The organism is Saccharopolyspora sp. ASAGF58, assembly GCF_012277335.1.
Taxonomy (GTDB): Bacteria; Actinomycetota; Actinomycetes; order Mycobacteriales; family Pseudonocardiaceae; genus Saccharopolyspora; species Saccharopolyspora hattusasensis.
The window spans coordinates 2,905,750-2,922,907 of the sequence record NZ_CP040605.1; the positions used below are offsets into that span (position 1 = coordinate 2,905,750).

Below are 17,158 nucleotides of genomic sequence, written 5' to 3' on the forward strand. Positions count from 1 at the left end.
GGAGAAATAGGCGGATAACGATCACTGAATGTCTACATTTCCCACTTATGTGATCGCTGAATGGTGGTGAGTGATCCTTCCGTAATCTCCGGCGCGGCGCACAGGAATCGGCCTGTGCAGAGAGGAGCAATGCGATGAAGCGCACCCTTACCGCAGCGGCCGTTGTGTTGGTCGGCGGCGCTGGCGCGGTCGGCTTCGCCGCTACCGCGAACGCGGCCGAGACCCCGCAGCTGCCCGCTCAGCTGCCCACCGACAACAACCTCGCGCAGACCACGTACCACGTCGCGGGCACGCTGGCCTCCGCGCAGCAGACCGTGGGCGACGTCGTCCCGGTCGAGAAGCAGCTAACCGGGCGCAGCAACGCCGGTGGCCCGCTCGACGGCGTGCTTGGCGGCGTCGGCGTGCTCGGCGACAGCAACCCGGTCACGGGCCTGCTCGGCGGTGTGACCGGCAGCCGGAGCCTCGACACCGCCGCGCTGCCGGTGGGCGACGTCGTCCCCGCCTTGGCGGTCAGCCCGGTCGCCAGGCAGGGCGGCCCGGTCGACGAGCTGCCGGCTGGCCTGGGCTCGGTGCTGGACAGCACAAAGGCGGGCGTGCCGCAGACCAAGCCCGCGCAGCTGCCGCCCACGCCGCAGGAGGTCAACCTGGTGGGCGAGACGGTGCACGGCGTGGTGGCCGGCTCCCCGGTCGGTTCGACGCTGCCGGCGGCGAGAAGCGGCAGCGCGCTCGGCGGCGTCGCTGGTCCGGCGAGCCCGCTGGACGGCGTGACCGATACCCTCCCGCTCGGCAAGGTCGCCCCGGACACGACACTGGACAAGGTCAACGACGTGGCCAGCCACGGCCCGCTCGGTGGCGCCAACCAGCTCGGCGGCTGAGCGGGGCCCGGCGGCCCTCCACGTCGAACAGAACGACGCCGGAAGCGACGGCCCGGCAACACGGTCGACCCGGCGCAGCTCACCCCGCTGGAGCGGCGGGCTTCCTCCGCCGACGGCGCCCCCGAACGGACTCGATGGCCCCCGCCGGAACCGGCAGGGGCCATCACCGCGTAGGCCCCGGTTGCAGCTGATCAGCCGCCGTGAGTGCTTTTCGGTGCTGCGGTGACTGCTGCCACACTCGTTGTGCGCGGCGCTGCGGCTGGCGGCACCTCAAACGCCGCCTGGACTGGGATCCCCAATTCGCGCATGACCAGATACGCGGCTTCGGGGTTTCAAAGACAAGAGCCCGCCCTACCGCATCTTGGCCGGTCGCTTCCAAAGCGCCCGCTATGGCCCCAACAGCGCTCACGGGCGTTGACCAGCGGGAACGGGGCTGCAGGGAGGGAAGGAGCCGCCCCGGGGGAGGGTTGGGTGCCAATTTCGCGAGAAATTGACGTTCACCCAGGTGACGGTCAATTTCTCGCGAAATTGGCACCACCTGCACGAACGCGCCGCGGCGATCACGAAGCGCGACGATGCCGCGTCACCCGGGGTGGTGGCGATTTCGCGCGAAATCGCCGCCCGGCCCGCGTCCAGAAGTCGATTCCGTCGTTGCCGGTGGCGTGCCCGAGCCGGGCGATCGCCCGGCTCACCGGTCCAGTTCGACGGTGCCCGCGGAGCCGTGGACGGTTATCCGCTGGCCGTCGGTGATTCGGGTCGTGGCTTCCGGAACTCCCACCACGGCGGGGATTCCGTACTCCCGGGCCACCGTCGCTCCGTGCGAGTTCGGCCCGCCCATCTCCATCACCAGGCCGCCCGCGGTCAGGAACAGCGGCGTCCAGCCGGGATCCGTGGACGGCGTCACCAAGATCTCGCCTGGGGCGAGCCGCGCGCGGACCGGGTCGTGCACCACTCGCGCCGTCCCGGTCACGGTGCCCGCCGAAGCCGATGTCCCGATCAGCTGACCGTCGACCGCCGCCGTGGGCAGCGTCGCCTCGGGTTCGGTGCCGTCCGAGAGCAGCACGCGCGGCGGGTGCCGGCGCCGCAGTTCGCGTTCGTGGGTTTCTCGGCGCTTTGCCACCAGATTGCGGTGGTCGGCGCCTGAGACCGCCTCGGCGAGCTCGTCGTAGTCGAGGAAGAACACGTCCTCCGCGCGCTCCAGGCCACCGGTGCAGGCGAGTTCTCGGCCGACGGCCAGCAGGTGCTTGCGGGCGTTCGCGATCGTGAGCACGATGCAGTACTTCGGCATTTCGCGGAGCCCGGCGAGCTGCCGCACCCTGTCCATCGCGAAGCCGACGACCCGAGCTCGCAGCGGGTTCTTGAGCCGGGACACGATCTCGGCGGCCATCCGCTCCGCGTCGGCCACCCCGCGCCGGTACTGCTCGTCTGCGTCGTGGCCGCTTTCGCCGGTCTGCACGTAGTTCGCGACGAGCCCGAGCACGTGCGCCGGGGCCTCGGACCAGCGCGGGATCCCGATGTCGATCTCCGCCACCGTCCGATGCCCGTAGCGCTCGAAGAACGCATCGAGTCCATTTTGGACTTCTACCGGCAGCTTCCGGTCCTGGTAGCGCTCGGCGAGCTCGTCGATGGAGGATCCGGCGAACAGCCGGGCGGTTTCGGGGTCCCGGCTGGCGAGCTGCGCGATCCCCCAAAGCTCCAGGTCCATCTCGGTGGTGACGTTGTGCGGGATACCGCGCAGCACGATCTGCACTTCTTCGAAGCTGGCGGCCTTGCCCGCCAGCTTCGGGAGCAGTCGGCTGAGGACGACGGCGGGCAGCATCCTCGGCGGGATCTGCGCGATTCGCGGGACCGCGATCTCCGCGACGCTCCGCCGCGCCGCGGCCAGCCGCTCCCGCGCGGACGACGGCTCGGGGCCGGCCAGCTCCGCCCGGATTTCCCGTGCCAAGCCGAAGATCCGCTCGCGAGCGCGCTTGGGGTCGCGCAGCGTGCGCACCGCCTCGATCGGCGCCTTGGTGCGCGCGAAGATCCCGGCGAGCCGGCGAAGCAGCGGCCACGGCACCTTCGGGCCCAGTGGCAGGCGCGGGTCGTCGAGCAGCGACTCGAAGACCTTTCCGGTGCGGGCTTCGGCCATCGCGAACACCTTGGGTGCCACGGCGCGGCCGATCTTGTTCCGGGTCATGCCGGTGATGTCGGCGAACAGCCAACCGTCGGCCTGCCGCCACAGCTTCGGCCGCGGTCCGTCGGTCGGGATGCCTAGGTTGCGCATGAGGTTGTTGAACATCAGCGCCAGCGTCGCGGCGCCCATCGGCGTGATCGGCCGGTAGACGCCCTGCGCGACGTTGATCGACAGGTAGACGTGCAGGCCGCCGTGCGGTTCGGCGGGCAGCGGGAACAGCGTGGTGATCGGCCGCGACTGGGTCAGCCACGGGGTGCCGTCGCCATCGATGGCCCACTCGATGTCCTGCGGCGCGCCGCAGTGCCGCGCCACTTCCGAACCCAGCGCGGCGAGCGCGCGGGCCTGATCGTCCGTTATCGAAGGCTGATCGCCCTGCTGCGCAACGGTTTCCGTGCCGCCGCCGGGTTTCGGGTGGACGCTGGTGGGCTTGTCCCCGAGCCGCCGCGCGGTGATCCGGCCGGACTCCACTGCGAAGTGGTCCGGGGTGACCGCGCCGGACACCACCGATTCGCCGAGTCCGGTGTTCGCGTCGATCACGGTCTCGGTTCGCCGCCCGGTGACCGGGTTCGCGGTGAACAGCACGCCGGCCGCCGTCGCGTCGACCATGCGCTGTACGACCACCGCCAGCCGCACCGCTCGGTGGTCGATGTCGTTGGCCGCCCGGTAGGCCACCGCCCGGTCCGTCCACAGTGAACTCCAGCAGCGGCGCACGGCGTCCAGTAGCGCAGCCTCGCCGATGACGTTCAGGTAGGTGTCCTGCTGGCCGGCGAAGCTGGCGTGCGGTAGGTCCTCGGCGGTCGCGGACGAACGCACCGCCACCGGGGCGTCCGGGCCGAGTTCGGCGTAGGCGGCGGTGATCGCGGCAGCCAGCTCGGCGGGGATTTCGGCGCCGGCGAGCCGGGAGCGGATCTCGGCTGCTGCCCCAGGCAACCGGTCGATCAGGTCGCCGGTGAGTTCGCGGCAGACCTCGTCGTAGGCGAGCGTGCTGATGCAGAAGCCGGGTGGCACCCGGAATCCCGCCGCCGACAGCTCGCCCAGGTTGGCGGCCTTGCCGCCGGCCAGTTCGCCGTCGCTCGCGCGGATCTCGCCGAGGTCGAGCAGAACCTGGGTCTCCAACGTGCTCAAGGCCAACCTCCCCGCGCCGGTGCAAGCAAGGTAGCGCGGAATGGGCCAAAAAATCAACAGTCGTTGAATTTATGTTGGGCCATTGGGGTGATCCCGGCGATCGCCGCATCACGTGCCGGGCGGAGCGCCATTCCTCTCCCACGAGGAGGGAGCGGGATGCATTGGTGGATGGTGCCGTTGGCGACGTTGTCCGGCCTGGTCGTGCTGGCCCCGGCGATCTGCAGGCACCTGCGCCGGCGGCGGGTGGTGGCGCGGGTGCGGGCCGAGCTGGCCTGGTTCTACCAACCGCGATCGCCGCGCGAGCGGTTCGCGCCGAGCGGGAAGCACGCCTCGACGACCCCGGTCGTCGTGCTGCGCCAGTCCGACGGCACTGTCTTGGCGATGCCCAGATCGTCGGGTGCGCGTCGGCGCTGACGTGGCCCAAGGCGCCGGAAACGAAGTTGCCTCGCATTTGTCCGCAGGTCATAGTTGTCCCGCCAACTAGTTGAGTGCTGCAAGCAAATTGCTGGGGATGTTCGTGCCGCAGCGCTCCGGCCGGACTCGCCCGCCGGCGCATCACGAGGAGCACCCCCCTGAAGGGAAAACCATGTCGGAAACGGCTGTGCCACCTGCGCAGACCGCCGGATTCGCGCTGAGCCACCGGCAGATCCTGACCGTGCTCACCGGCCTGATGCTGGGCATGTTCCTGGGCGCGCTCGACCAGACGATCGTCGGCTCGGCGATCCGCGTCATCGCCGACCAGTTGCACGGGCAGACCGCGCAAGCCTGGGTCACCACCGCATACCTGATCACGGCGACCATCACCACGCCGCTGTACGGCAAGCTCTCCGACATCTACGGCCGCAGACCGCTGTACCTGACCGCGATCTCGCTGTTTCTGGTCGGTTCGCTGCTGTGCGGGCTGGCGAACTCGATCTACGAGCTCGCCGCGTTCCGCGCCATCCAGGGCCTCGGCGGCGGCGGCCTGATGTCGCTGGCGCTGACGATCATCGCCGACATGATCCCCGCCCGACAGCGCAGCCGCTACCAGGGCTACTTCATGGCGGTCTTCGGCACCGCCAGCGTGATCGGGCCGGTGATCGGCGGCCTGTTCGCCGGCATGGACAGTTTCCTCGGCATCGACGGCTGGCGCTGGGTGTTCCTGGTGAACCTGCCGGTCGGGCTGGCGGCCCTGGCCGTCGTCGCGAAGGTGCTCAACGTGGCGACCGAACGCGTCCGGCACCGAATCGACTACCTGGGCGCGGCGGCGCTGGTCGTGCTGCTGGTGCCGCTGCTGACCGTCGCCGAGCAGGGCCGCCAGTGGGGTTGGCTGTCGTCGATCTCGCTGGCCATGTACGCCATCGGCGCGGTCGGGGGGCTGCTGTTCGTGTTCGTCGAGAGCCGGATGGGAGCCGAGGCGCTGCTGCCGCTGCGGATGTTCCGGCGGTCGTCGTTCCGGATGGGCAACCTGCTCAACTTCCTGGTCGGCATCGGCATGTTCGGCGGGCTGAGCTCGTTGCCGCTGTACCTGCAGATCGTCAAGGGCCTGAGCCCGACCGAGGCGGGGCTGATGCTGCTGCCGATGACGGCCGGGATCATGGTCGCGACCGGCGTCGTCGGCAAGCTGATCGCCAGGACCGGCCGGCTGAAGGTCTTCCCGATCGTCGGTGCCGCGTTCATGGCCACTTCGCTGTTCTTGTTCAGCCTGATCAGGGTGGACACCTCGCTGGTCCAGGTGGGGCTGACGGCGGTGGTGATGGGCTGCGGGCTGGGCATGCTGATGCAGACCCTGACGCTCGTGGTGCAGACCGGCGCCACCCCGCGCGACATGGGCGTGGCGACGGCGTCGGTGAACCTGTTCCGGCAGACCGGCGGCACAGTCGGCGCGGCGGCGTTCCTGTCGGTGCTGTTCAGCACGGTCGGCGGCCGGATCGCGGATGCTACGCGAGCGGCGTTCGCCACACCGGAGTTCACCGCGGCGCTGCGCGACCCGGAGGTGCTGGCGAACCCGGTGAACCGGTCGTTCGTCGAAGCGCTGCAGCAAGGTGGCGGGGCCGGCCTCGACATCAATGACACGTCGTTCCTGTACGGCCTGGACCCGCGGCTGGCGCGGCCGATCCTGGAGGGCTTCGCCAGTTCGATGGACACGGTGTTCTTTGTCGGCGGCTGCGTGGTCCTGGTCGCCTTCGGCCTCACCTGGCTACTCCGCGACATCCGCCTGGACTGACTTGTCCACAGACTTGTCCACAGACTTGTCCAGTTATCCCCAGGCCTGTGGACAAGTTCACGAAGTGCCTGGTCAGGTCCTGTGAGTGGGGATGCCCAGAAGCGCTCACGGACCCGGTGCTACACAAGTGAAAAGGGCCCTCACCGCATCCAGCGCGGCGAGGGCCCTTTCTCGGGGCGGTGGTTCAGTGCCCCTGTTCCTTGGCCCGCTCGTACGAGCGCTTGATCTCCGCTTCGGCCTCGGTGCGGCCGACCCACGTCGCGCCCTCCACGCTCTTGCCCGGTTCCAGGTCCTTGTACACCTCGAAGAAGTGCTGGATCTCCAGCCTGTAGAACTCGGCGAGGTGGTGGATGTCGCGCAGGTGCTCCTGCCGCGGGTCGTCCGAGGGAACGCAGATGACCTTGTCGTCGCCGCCCTTCTCGTCGCGCATCCGGAACATGCCGATGGCACGCGACTTGATCAGGCAGCCGGGGAACGTCGGCTCCTGGACCAGGACCAGCGCGTCCAACGGGTCGCCGTCCTCGCCGAGGGTGTCCTCGATGAACCCGTAGTCCGCCGGGTACTGGGTAGCGGTGAACAGCGTCCGGTCGAGACGGATTCGCCCCGTCTCGTGGTCCACCTCGTACTTGTTCCGGTTCCCCTTGGGGATCTCGATCGTGACGTCGAAGTCCACGCGGTTCCTCACTCGTCTTGCGTCGGATGCAGCCGCCCGCTCCCGCGTGCGACCACGTCTAGTGTGGACCACGGCAGCTCTCCGGCCCCCACCGCAGTGCGGGAGCTCGCAATCTGGCAGTCTGGCGAACCGTCGAGGAGGAGCACGTGCCCGAACCCCAGAACAGCGGGGGTGAGGTGTCCGAACCCGACGTCCGGGCGTCAACATCGGATAGCGAGAGCCTTACCCGACCCGATGCGTCGTCCCCGGACGGCTCGCCGCCGGACCGGGCCGCCGGAGACCAAGCCGCGGAGACGTCGGAGACCACCCCGCCCCGGACCGGAACAAGCCCGCCGACCGAGGCCGTGACCTCGTCGAACGCCGGGGAATCCGAGGCCGCGGAGGCGAGCGGCGCGCCCCGGGAGCCGGCGGCGCGGGCCGGTGCCGATGAGACCAAGGGCACAGCCGCCGCGGCCGAGCCGCCGGAGGCAGAGGCGGACTCGGCGGGTAAGACCGCGCGGTTGAAGACCGTTGCCGCCGAGGCCGGAGACCCGCCCGCCGATGACCGGTCCGGACAAGGGGCCGGCGCCGAGGACTCCGAAGAAGCCGCGGACTCCGAAGAAGTCGACGAAGCCGCCTCGAAGGCGGATTCCGGCGAGCAGACCGATGGCGAGGTCGACCCCGGCGACAAGTCCGAAGACAAGGCCGATAACGCCGGCAAGGAGGCCGGCGGCGGGAAGGCCGGCGCAGTGGCCGGCGGCGAGCCCGGCGAGAAGGCTGACGAGAACCCGGGCACTGCCGCCGATTCCGGAGTGGAGGCCAGCAGCGCGCACAGCGGCACGGTCGAGGCAGCCGGAGCTGCAGCTGCACCCGAGCGCTCCGAGGACGGAGCGGCGGTCGAGTCCGACGCCGCTGACGGAAATTCCGAAGCGACGGCGGTCCCCGGCGCGGACTCGGGAACGGAAACCGGGGCGGACGCCGGAACGGCGGCTGAATCCGCAGAGGCGACCACTGCCACCGAAAGCTCCGATGCGGCAGCGACTTCCGGCTCCGGCACCGAACCGGCCCCAAAAGAGGATTCCGGCGCCGAACCTGAAGCAGACACCGGCGCGGACGCCGAACCAGAATCGGATTCCGGCGCGGACGCGGAGTCCGCAACGGCAGCCGAGTCCACTGTTTCCGGCCCTGACGCAGGATCGGATTGCGGCGCGGACGCCGAATCTGGAACCGCTGCCGAATCTGGAACCGCTGCCGAAACTGGAACCGCTGCTGGATCCGAGGCCGTAGCCGCCGCTGGGACGAAGCCCGAACAAGTTTCTGCTGATGAGGCCGACGGCACTGGTTCCGAGACAGACGCGGAAGACACCGCTGGAACTGGCGCGAAAGCAGCTGCCGGGCCTGCTGCCGATGCTGGCGCCGAGCCAGCCGACGATGCCGAGGCCAGGACCGAAACGGCCGCTGACTCCGGACTGGCGGGCGCTGGGACCAAGCCGGGAGAAGCTCCCGAGCCAGGAACGGGAACCGGCGACGGTCCTGATTCCACCGCGGAATCCGCTGAACCCGCTGAATCTGCTGAACCCGCTGTTGAGCCGAAGACCGCGGGTGCCGAGTCCGCAACATCGGCCGAGCCTGCTGGGGCAGCCACGGCAGGGGCCGGGGACGAAACGAGCATCGCTGCGAAAGCCGGTACCGAGGCCAGTGCCGGGGCCGCGTCGAGCGAGGAACCCGCTGCTGGGACTTCGCCCGGGGCAGCAGCCGCAGCAGCCGCTGGTGCGGCGCCAGGGACGGCGCGCGGCGAAGAGGAGCCGGAGCGGGACGACTGGCCGACTGGTGACGAGGCGCCGCAGCGGGACGACTGGCCGACTCGCGACGTAGCGCCGGAGCCGGACGATCGGCCTGCCGCGGACGAGGAGCCGGAGGCGGATGACCGGCCGACCGGCGACCAGGAGCGCATCGTCGAGCCGCCGGTCACCGCCGTCGAGCTGACGCAGCAGTTCTCGCCGGTCACCGATGCGACCCCGCCGCCCAGCAACGTCGAGCAGACCCAGCGGATCAGGCGGATCGAGATCGCCGGGCCCGTCGAGTCGCCGCGCATCGACGAGACGCAGCAGATCCCATGGGTCGCCGCCCAGCCCATCGACTCGACGCAGCAGATCGCGAAGGTCCCGGCGGAGAGCGAGGCGGAGAAGACCACCCGGATCGACCTCAAGGGCCTCGAAGCGCTGCGCGCCGCGGACCCGGGGCCTGCGACGCAGCAGATCAAGCCCGTGCCGCCGGTCGCTCCCGCCGAGCAGACGCAGCAGTTCACGCGGCCGGACTTCGACGGCCCGCCGCCGCGCCCCGCGTCCGCCGCGGATTTCGCGGGCCTGACCGCCCCGCATGCCAAGCCGTCCGGCGGTTTTCCGCAGGATTCGGTCGGCCTCACCCCGCCTGCCGCCGCTTCGCCAGCGGATTTCGCGGGCCTGACCGGATCGCGGGCGCAGCCGCAGCGCATCTCGCCGAGCGCCGCGCCCGTGCCGACGTTGGGCGAAGAACCGCCGAAGGCAGAGCCGCCCCATCGCCGTCGCCGGGGGCTGATCGCGGTCGCCGTGATCGTCGTCGCGCTGCTCGGTGCTGGCATCGCGTTCGGCCCGACGCTGGTCGACGCCCTGATGAAAGCGCAGCTCGCCGATCCGCCCGCGCCGGTCCGGCTCAACCCGGTGATCAAGCCGCTCGACCAGAACGCGCCGCTGCCCACGAAGGCGGGCCTCGACGACGCTCTCGCCGGAGCGCTGGGCAACCCTGGTCTGGGCACCTTCGCCGGTGTGGTGCTGGACGCCCAGACCGGACAGGTGCTGCGGCAGCAGAACGCCGGTAAGGAGATGGTCCCGGCGTCCACCGGGAAGCTGCTGGCCATGAGCGCGGCACTGCTCGTCCTGGACCACGACCAGCGGCTCACCACCAAGGTGGTGCGCGGCAGCCAACCGGGCACCGTGGTGCTGGTCGGCGGTGGTGACCTGACGCTGTCCACGCTGCCCGCGAACAAGGAGTCGGTCTACCCGGGGGCCGCCCGGTTCGACGACCTGGTCGCCCAGGCCCGGGCCGCGGCCGGGGGCGACGTGACGTCTGTGCTGGTGGACACCAGCAGGTACACCGGACCAGGCCTCGCCCCGGGCTGGCTGCCGCAGGACGTGGCCGGCGGGATGATGGCGCCGATGGAGCCGGTGATGTTGGACGGGGGCCGGGACGACCCGACCAAGGACTACAGCCCCCGGACCTCGACCCCGGCGGTGGAGGCCGCGCAGCGGCTCGCGGCCGGGCTCGGCGCGACGCAGGTGTCGAAGGGCGTGGCGCCGCCGAACGCGCAGGTCCTCGCCCAGGTGCAGTCGCCGACCGTGCAGGAGATGGTCGACATCGCGATGCAGCACTCGGACAACTTGCTCGCCGAGGCGCTGGCGCGCGAGGTGGCCATCGCCACCGGCAACGACCCGTCGTTCGCGGGCTCGGCCAAGGCAGTGCGCGACGTGCTGGCGCAGCACGGCTTCGATGTCACCGGCACGAGCATGGCCGACGGCAGCGGGTTGTCCCTGGACGACCGGACCACGCCCAAGCTGCTCTCCGCTCTGCTGGCTTCGGCGACCGCCCCGGCCAGCCCGGAGGGCGGGCTGGCACCGCAGTCGGCGAAGCTGCGCGGGCTGCTCACCGGGATGCCGATCGCCGGTGGCAGCGGCAGCCTGAGCGACCGCTACGGCGGGAGCCCCGGCGAGGGCTGGGTGCGGGCGAAGACCGGCACCCTTAACGGCGTCAACAGCCTGGCCGGCACGGTGGTGACGAAGGACGGCAGGCTGCTGGTGTTCGCGTTCATGTCCAACGGCACGAGCCCGGCGGTCGCACGGCCCGCGCTGGACGGCGTGGCCGACGCCCTGCGAGGCTGCGGCTGCCGCTGACCGGGGCACGGCTGTTTCCGCAGGTCAGGCGCCGTGAGCGTTTTCGGGTGCTATAGCGCCCACAACCACTCACGGTCGTTGACCAGCGGAAACGGTGCGCGGCTGCGCAGGTGCGGCCTCGAAAGTGAGGTACCTGCGGGGCTGCGGGCGGGGTACGGTCGGTCGTGTGAACGCCCGACCTTCCACCCTGCCCCCGTCCCCAGACCGGGGCGCCACCGGCGAGCATCGGGCGCTGGACTGGAACATCGCCGTCGCCACCGCGGTCCGGCTGATGAAGCCGGGGCCGGATGTGCCCCGGTCGGAAGCCGAGCAGGCGGTGCGCTCGCTGCGGCGGTTCAGCGTCGAAGCCGAATCCCACGTCCGCGAGCTGACCGGCCTGGGCCAGGGCCTGCCGATCGCCGAGGGGGACGTCGTCGACCGGCCCGCCTGGGTGCGCGGCGCGGCGGACGGCCTCGCCGAACTCACCGACGCCGCACTGTCCACAGCGGACTCGCAGGTGCTGCGGGGAAACGACCTCTTCGGCGGCATCAGCGCGCGCGGCGCGGGGCTGCAGGCCGGGGTGGTGCTCGCCTACCTGGGCGGCAAGGTGCTCGGCCAGTTCGATCCGTACGGCGAATCCGGCGTCGCCGGGCAGCAAGGCCGGTTGCTGCTGGTGGCGCCGAACATCGTCGCGGCGCAGAAGTCCCTCGGAGTGCCCGGCGACGACTTCCGGATGTGGGTGTGCCTGCACGAGTCGACACACCGGCTGCAGTTCAACGCGGTGCCGTGGCTGCGCGAGCACTTCGCGGAGAGCCTGGGCACGCTGCTGGCGGAGATGGAGGGCACGACCGGTGAGCTGCTGACCGGGCTGCCCGCGGTGCTGCGGGAAGCCCGCTCGACCCGCTCCAGCAGCGACTCCAGCCCGGGCATGCTCGGGGTGATCGAGCTGCTGCAGACGCCGAGCCAGCGGGCCGCGCTGGACCGCATCATCGCCATCTCCACGCTGCTGGAAGGCCACGCCGACCACGTGATGGACGCGGTGGGTCCGCGGGTGGTGCCCAGCGTGGCCACCATCCGCCAGCGCTTCACGGAGCGCCGGAAGGGCGGCGGCCTCCTCGACCGAGTGCTGCGCAGCCTGCTCGGGGTGGACGCGAAGATCCGCCAGTACGCGCAGGGCGCGGCGTTCACCCGGCACGTCGTGGACGCCATCGGGATGGCCGGCTTCAACGCGATCTGGACGTCCCCGGACCACCTGCCGACCCGCGCCGAGATCGGCGACCCGGCAGCCTGGATCCGCCGGGTCCACGGCTGACCCGGGTCCACGGGGAGGACGACTTCGATTTCAATGGAAATCGAGGGTCCGATTTCCATTGAAATTGTGGAAGTTGTCCACAGACGTCGGCGTGTCGTGGTGCGACACGCCGACGATCCGCAGTTTCCATTGAAATTGCATGCGGGAGAATGGCGGCGTGCCGCCGCCCGATCCCGCCGTCAGCGCCGTTCGCGGCGCCCTCCGGCGCCTGCTCGGCTCCGCCGAGGCGGCGCCGTTCCGCGGCGCTCCGCTGACGGTCGCGTGCTCCGGTGGCGCGGACTCGCTGGCGCTCGCCGCTGCCGCCTCGCACGTCGCTCGCCGCGAGGGCGTCGCGGTGCATGGTCTGGTCGTGGACCACGGGCTCCAGGTCGGCTCCGCCGACGTCGCCGCCCGCGCCGCCGGGCAGCTCCGCGGGCTGGGGTGCTCGGCCCGGGTGATCGAGGTCGAGGTCGGGCGCGGCGGTGGGCTGGAGGCTGCTGCCCGTCGCGCGCGCTACGCGGCGTTGCGCGCGCAGCGCCCGCCGGGTTCGTTGGTGCTGCTCGGACACACCCTCGATGACCAGGCCGAAACCGTGCTGCTCGGGCTCGGGCGGGGTTCGGGGGCTCGCTCGATCGCCGGGATGCGGCCGTTGGATCCGCCGTGGGCGCGCCCGTTCCTGGGCGTCCGCCGGGCCACGACCGAGGCCGCCTGCGCGGCGCTCGGCCTAAAGCCGTGGCTGGATCCGCACAACTCCGATGCGCGTTTCACGCGTGTGCGGTTGCGCACAGAAGTCCTTCCGCTGCTTGAAGATACATTGCAGGGCGGGGTGCGGGAGGCGCTCGCGCGCACCGCTCGGCAGCTGCGCGAGGACGCCGACGCGCTGGACTTGCTGGCCGACGAGGTGCGTGGTCGCGTCGAGGCCGGCGACGTGCTCGATGCCGTGGCATTGCAGGAAGTTCCGGGCGCGCTGCGGCGTCGGGTGCTGCGGGTGTGGTTGCTGGAGCGCGGGGTCCCGGAGATCACCGACGAACACCTGCGCGCGGCGGACGCGTTGGTGTCCGACTGGCGCGGTCAAGGCGGACCGGCCTTGCCAGGCGACTTTGTGCTGCGCCGGGCGCATGGCACGCTTTTGGTGGAAGCGGCGGGCCGCAAGCCGCCGAATGGTTGACGGGACGCCGAGGCGTTCGGTTCGGGCGGCTGGGTTGCCAGCGCCGGGAACCGGTGTCCCGTCGATTCGACAAGAGGGGAAGCCGGGCCGTGTACGACGGCGACATCGCTTCTGTGCTCATCACCGAGCAGCAGATCAACGACAAGGTCACCGAGCTGGCAAAGCAGGTCGACGAGGACTACCAGGACGCGAGTGGTGATCTGCTGCTGGTCGGCGTGCTCAAGGGCGCGGTCATGTTCATGACCGACTTCGCGCGGGCGCTGCCCCAGCCGGCCCAGCTGGAGTTCATGGCGGTCAGCTCCTACGGCTCGTCCACCTCTTCGTCCGGCGTGGTGCGCATCCTCAAGGACCTCGACCGGGACATCGCCAACCGGGACGTGCTGATCGTCGAGGACATCATCGACTCCGGGCTGACGCTGTCCTGGCTGTTGAAGAACCTGAGCTCGCGCAACCCCGCCTCGCTGGAGGTGTGCACCCTGCTGCGCAAGCCCGACGCGGTGCAGGTGGATGTCCCGGTGAAGTACGTGGGCTTCGACATCCCGAACGAGTTCGTGGTCGGGTACGGGCTGGACTACGCCGAGCGCTATCGTGATCTGCCTTACATCGGCACGCTCGATCCGAAGGTCTACACGTCCGGCGTGTGAGCCGGGAGCGGCCGGGCAGGCGTGTCCGGTTCGGCCCTCCCGCCCCAATGCGCCCCGGTGGCCGAGTACGCTGGGCGTCCTGCGTCAGCTCGGCATGGTCGTGCCCTCGCATCGGCCGGTACGCTGGTCTGAAGGGGTTGACGGCAATGACGAAGTGTGTCTACCAACAGCCGTTGCCCGAAGTGACAGTCAGGGAGGGTCGAGGCCGCCCGACGGCCGCAAGTGAATGGACCGAAAGCGCCTGCTCCGCAACCCGCTGCTGTGGATCCTGACAGCGTTTCTGCTGATCTACGCGTTCAGCGTGCTCTTTGACGAGACTCGCTCCTACCGCGAGGTCTCCACCTCGCAGGCCCTGGAACAGATCGCCCAGGGCAAGGTCAAGGAAGCGACCATCGAGGACAAGGAGCAGCGGGTTCGGCTGACCCTCAACCCCGGCCAAGGCTTCCAAGGCAGCGAACAGCTGATCGCGCAGTACCCGGCCGGTGCCACCGACCAGGTGGTCGCCGAGATCCGCAATGCGCACGTGCCGACGTGGAACACCAAGGTCACCCAGGACTCGTTCTGGGTGCAGATGCTGTTCTACCTCGTCCCGATCGGCCTGCTCGTGCTGCTGCTGATGTGGATGATGAACAACGTCCAGGGCGGCGGCAACCGCGTCCTGAACTTCGGCAAGTCCAAGGCCAAGCAGCTCACCAAGGACATGCCCAAGACGATGTTCTCAGATGTCGCGGGTGCCGACGAGGCCGTCGAGGAACTGCACGAGATCAAGGACTTCCTGCAGAACCCCGGCCGCTACCAGGCCCTCGGTGCCAAGATCCCGAAGGGCGTCCTGCTCTATGGCCCGCCCGGCACCGGTAAGACGCTGCTCGCCCGAGCCGTCGCCGGTGAGGCCGGCGTGCCGTTCTATTCGATCTCCGGTTCCGACTTCGTCGAGATGTTCGTCGGTGTCGGTGCCTCCCGCGTCCGCGACCTGTTCGAACAGGCCAAGCAGAACGCGCCGTGCATCATCTTCGTCGACGAGATCGACGCGGTCGGCCGCCAGCGTGGTGCCGGCCTCGGCGGTGGGCACGACGAGCGGGAGCAGACCCTCAACCAGCTGCTCGTCGAGATGGACGGCTTCGACTCGCGCGGCGGCATCATCCTGATCGCCGCGACGAACCGGCCGGACATCCTGGACCCGGCGCTGCTGCGCCCGGGCCGCTTCGACCGGCAGATCCCGGTGTCCGCGCCTGATCTGCGCGGTCGCCGCGCGATCCTGAACGTGCACTCCAAGGGCAAGCCGTTGGCGCAGGACGCCGACCTGGACAGCCTGGCCAAGCGCACCGTCGGGTTCTCCGGTGCCGACCTGGAGAACGTGGTCAACGAGGCCGCCTTGCTCACCGCGCGGGAGAACGGCCAGTTGATCACGGCCGCCGCGCTGGAGGAAGCGGTCGACCGCGTGATCGGCGGCCCGCGCCGGAAGAGCAAGATCATTTCGGAGCGGGACAAGAAGATCACCGCCTACCACGAGGGTGGGCACGCGCTGGCCGCCTGGGCGATGCCCGACCTCGAGCCGGTGTACAAGCTGACGATCTTGCCGCGCGGTCGCACTGGCGGGCACGCCCTCGTCGTCCCCGAGGACGACAAGGACATGATGACCCGCTCGGAGATGATCGCCCGCCTGGTGTTCGCGCTCGGTGGCCGCTCCGCCGAGGAGCTGGTCTTCCACGAGCCGACCACGGGTGCGTCCAGCGACATCGAGCAGGCCACCAAGATCGCCCGCGCGATGGTCACCGAGTACGGCATGACCGCCCGGCTGGGCGCGGTCAAGTACGGCAAGGAAGAGGGCGACCCCTTCCTTGGCCGCACCGCCGGTCAGCAGCCGAACTACTCGCTGGAGGTCGCGCACGAGATCGACGAGGAGGTGCGCCGGCTGATCGAGGCCGCGCACACCGAGGCCTGGGAGGTGCTCAACACCTACCGCGACGTGCTCGACGACCTCGTGCTGGAGCTCATCGACAAGGAGACGCTGGTCCGCAAGGACCTGGAGCGCATCTTCTCCCGAGTGCAGAAGCGCCCCCGGATCACCGCGTTCAACGACTTCGCCGGTCGCACGCCGTCGGACAAGCCGCCGGTCAAGACCCCCGGCGAGCTGGCCAAGGAGCGCGGCGAGCCGTGGCCCCCGGTCAAGGAGGAGCCGACTCCGACGCCGTCCCCGGCGGGTGCAGCGGGCAACCAGAACGGTGCTCCGCCGCACCACGAGCAGCCGACCCCGGCCGGTGCCGGTGCGGGGGCGCACCAGGGCACGGTGCAGTTCCAGAACCCGAACCAGGGGCAGCAGCAGTCGGGCCAGCACGGCCAGGTGCCGCAGGGGGTTCCGCCGAACTACGGCGCGCCGCCCGGGTGGACCCCGGCGACCAACCCGTCCGGTTCGAGCTACCCCGGTGGGGGCGGCGGCCAGTACAACTGGACCCCGTCCTGGGAGCGCGGGCAGCAGGCTCCGGCCGAGCACCCGGCACCGCAGCAGGGTGAGCCGAAGGCGGAGGAAGCCCCGCGGCCCAACCCCGAGACGAGCCAGGACTCGGCTCAGGACAACGGCAGCGGCAACTCCAGCCGCTGACCACTCCGGTGCACTCGGTGCCTCCGGGCGCCTCAGCCGGTGGAGGAAAGACAAATTGACCAGCACGGTCGACGAGCCGATCGGGGCGGGGGGCGACTCCCGTCCCGACGGCTCTTTCCACATTCCCCAGTTCGACCAGGCCCGCGCCGAGGCGGCTGTCCGGGAGTTGCTGCTCGCGGCCGGTGAGGACCCGGACCGGGAGGGCCTGCGGGACACCCCGGCCCGCGTCGCCCGCGCCTACCGCGAGCTGTTCGCGGGGCTGTACACGAACCCCGACGAGGTCCTGGACAAGACCTTCGACGAGGCACACGAGGAACTCGTCCTGGTTCGCGACATCCCGGTGTACTCCCAGTGCGTGCCGAGCAAGCAGACCGTCAACCTGGTTGATGGTGCGAAGCCCGCTCGGGATGTCCGGATCGGGGATCGTTTCTGGACCCTCGTCGACGGCAAGGTAGAGCAGACCGAGGTCGTCGAGGTCAGTTCGCACCAGAAGCGCGAACTCGTCGAGGTCGTCACA

At 70.4% G+C, this 17,158-nt stretch carries 10 protein-coding genes and 1 pseudogene; 9 read left to right on the forward strand and 2 right to left on the reverse strand.

Annotation, left to right across the window (positions count from 1 at the left end; translation table 11 throughout):
- Nucleotides 1-134: 134 nt before the first annotated feature.
- Nucleotides 135-875, forward strand: a complete 741-nt coding sequence (locus tag FDZ84_RS37785) for a hypothetical protein (RefSeq protein WP_210435558.1) — start codon at nucleotides 135-137, stop codon at nucleotides 873-875.
- Between the two features lie 688 nt (nucleotides 876-1,563).
- Here the strand turns inward: FDZ84_RS37785 and FDZ84_RS13745 are convergent.
- Entirely contained in the window at nucleotides 1,564-4,176 is a 2,613-nt protein-coding gene (locus FDZ84_RS13745) for a PEP/pyruvate-binding domain-containing protein (protein ID WP_168586211.1), read from the reverse strand.
- A 156-nt stretch (nucleotides 4,177-4,332) separates the two neighbouring features.
- On the opposite strand from FDZ84_RS13745, the gene FDZ84_RS13750 reads away from it, so the two are divergent.
- Both FDZ84_RS13750 and FDZ84_RS13755 read left to right on the forward strand, forming a co-directional pair.
- On the forward strand, nucleotides 4,333-4,590 hold the full coding sequence (locus tag FDZ84_RS13750) for a hypothetical protein (protein WP_168586212.1): 258 nt from the start codon (nucleotides 4,333-4,335) through the stop codon (nucleotides 4,588-4,590).
- A gap of 172 nt (nucleotides 4,591-4,762) precedes the next feature.
- Nucleotides 4,763-6,382: an MDR family MFS transporter gene (locus FDZ84_RS13755; RefSeq protein ID WP_168586213.1), complete on the forward strand. Its 1,620-nt coding sequence runs from the start codon at nucleotides 4,763-4,765 to the stop codon at nucleotides 6,380-6,382.
- Nucleotides 6,383-6,566: 184 nt separating this feature from the next.
- Here the strand turns inward: FDZ84_RS13755 and FDZ84_RS13760 are convergent, their stop codons facing one another.
- Nucleotides 6,567-7,055: an inorganic diphosphatase gene (locus FDZ84_RS13760; protein ID WP_168586214.1), complete on the reverse strand. Its 489-nt coding sequence runs from the start codon at nucleotides 7,053-7,055 to the stop codon at nucleotides 6,567-6,569.
- A gap of 146 nt (nucleotides 7,056-7,201) precedes the next feature.
- Here FDZ84_RS13760 and dacB point away from each other — a divergent pair, with 146 nt between their 5' ends.
- The 6 genes and pseudogenes from dacB to FDZ84_RS13790 form a co-directional block, all read left to right on the forward strand.
- On the forward strand, nucleotides 7,202-10,960 hold the full coding sequence (gene dacB, locus FDZ84_RS13765; protein WP_168586215.1) for a D-alanyl-D-alanine carboxypeptidase/D-alanyl-D-alanine-endopeptidase: 3,759 nt from the start codon (nucleotides 7,202-7,204) through the stop codon (nucleotides 10,958-10,960).
- A 166-nt stretch (nucleotides 10,961-11,126) separates the two neighbouring features.
- Nucleotides 11,127-12,251 carry a zinc-dependent metalloprotease gene (locus tag FDZ84_RS13770; RefSeq protein WP_210435559.1) on the forward strand — a complete coding sequence of 375 codons (1,125 nt, stop codon included), beginning with the start codon at nucleotides 11,127-11,129 and terminating at the stop codon, nucleotides 12,249-12,251.
- 139 nt (nucleotides 12,252-12,390) lie between these two features.
- Nucleotides 12,391-13,398, forward strand: coding sequence for a tRNA lysidine(34) synthetase TilS (gene tilS, locus FDZ84_RS13775; protein ID WP_168586216.1), 1,008 nt, complete (start codon nucleotides 12,391-12,393; stop codon nucleotides 13,396-13,398).
- A gap of 89 nt (nucleotides 13,399-13,487) precedes the next feature.
- The gene (gene hpt, locus FDZ84_RS13780; RefSeq protein ID WP_168590047.1) at nucleotides 13,488-14,042 is read left to right on the forward strand and encodes a hypoxanthine phosphoribosyltransferase; all 555 of its coding nucleotides are present in this window, start codon (nucleotides 13,488-13,490) and stop codon (nucleotides 14,040-14,042) included.
- Nucleotides 14,043-14,268: 226 nt separating this feature from the next.
- Nucleotides 14,269-16,641, forward strand: a complete 2,373-nt coding sequence (ftsH, locus tag FDZ84_RS13785) for an ATP-dependent zinc metalloprotease FtsH (protein ID WP_168586217.1) — start codon at nucleotides 14,269-14,271, stop codon at nucleotides 16,639-16,641.
- A 79-nt stretch (nucleotides 16,642-16,720) separates the two neighbouring features.
- Nucleotides 16,721-16,996: pseudogene (locus FDZ84_RS13790) on the forward strand (GTP cyclohydrolase I); the annotation flags it as partial.
- Between the last annotated feature and the right edge of the window lie 162 nt (nucleotides 16,997-17,158).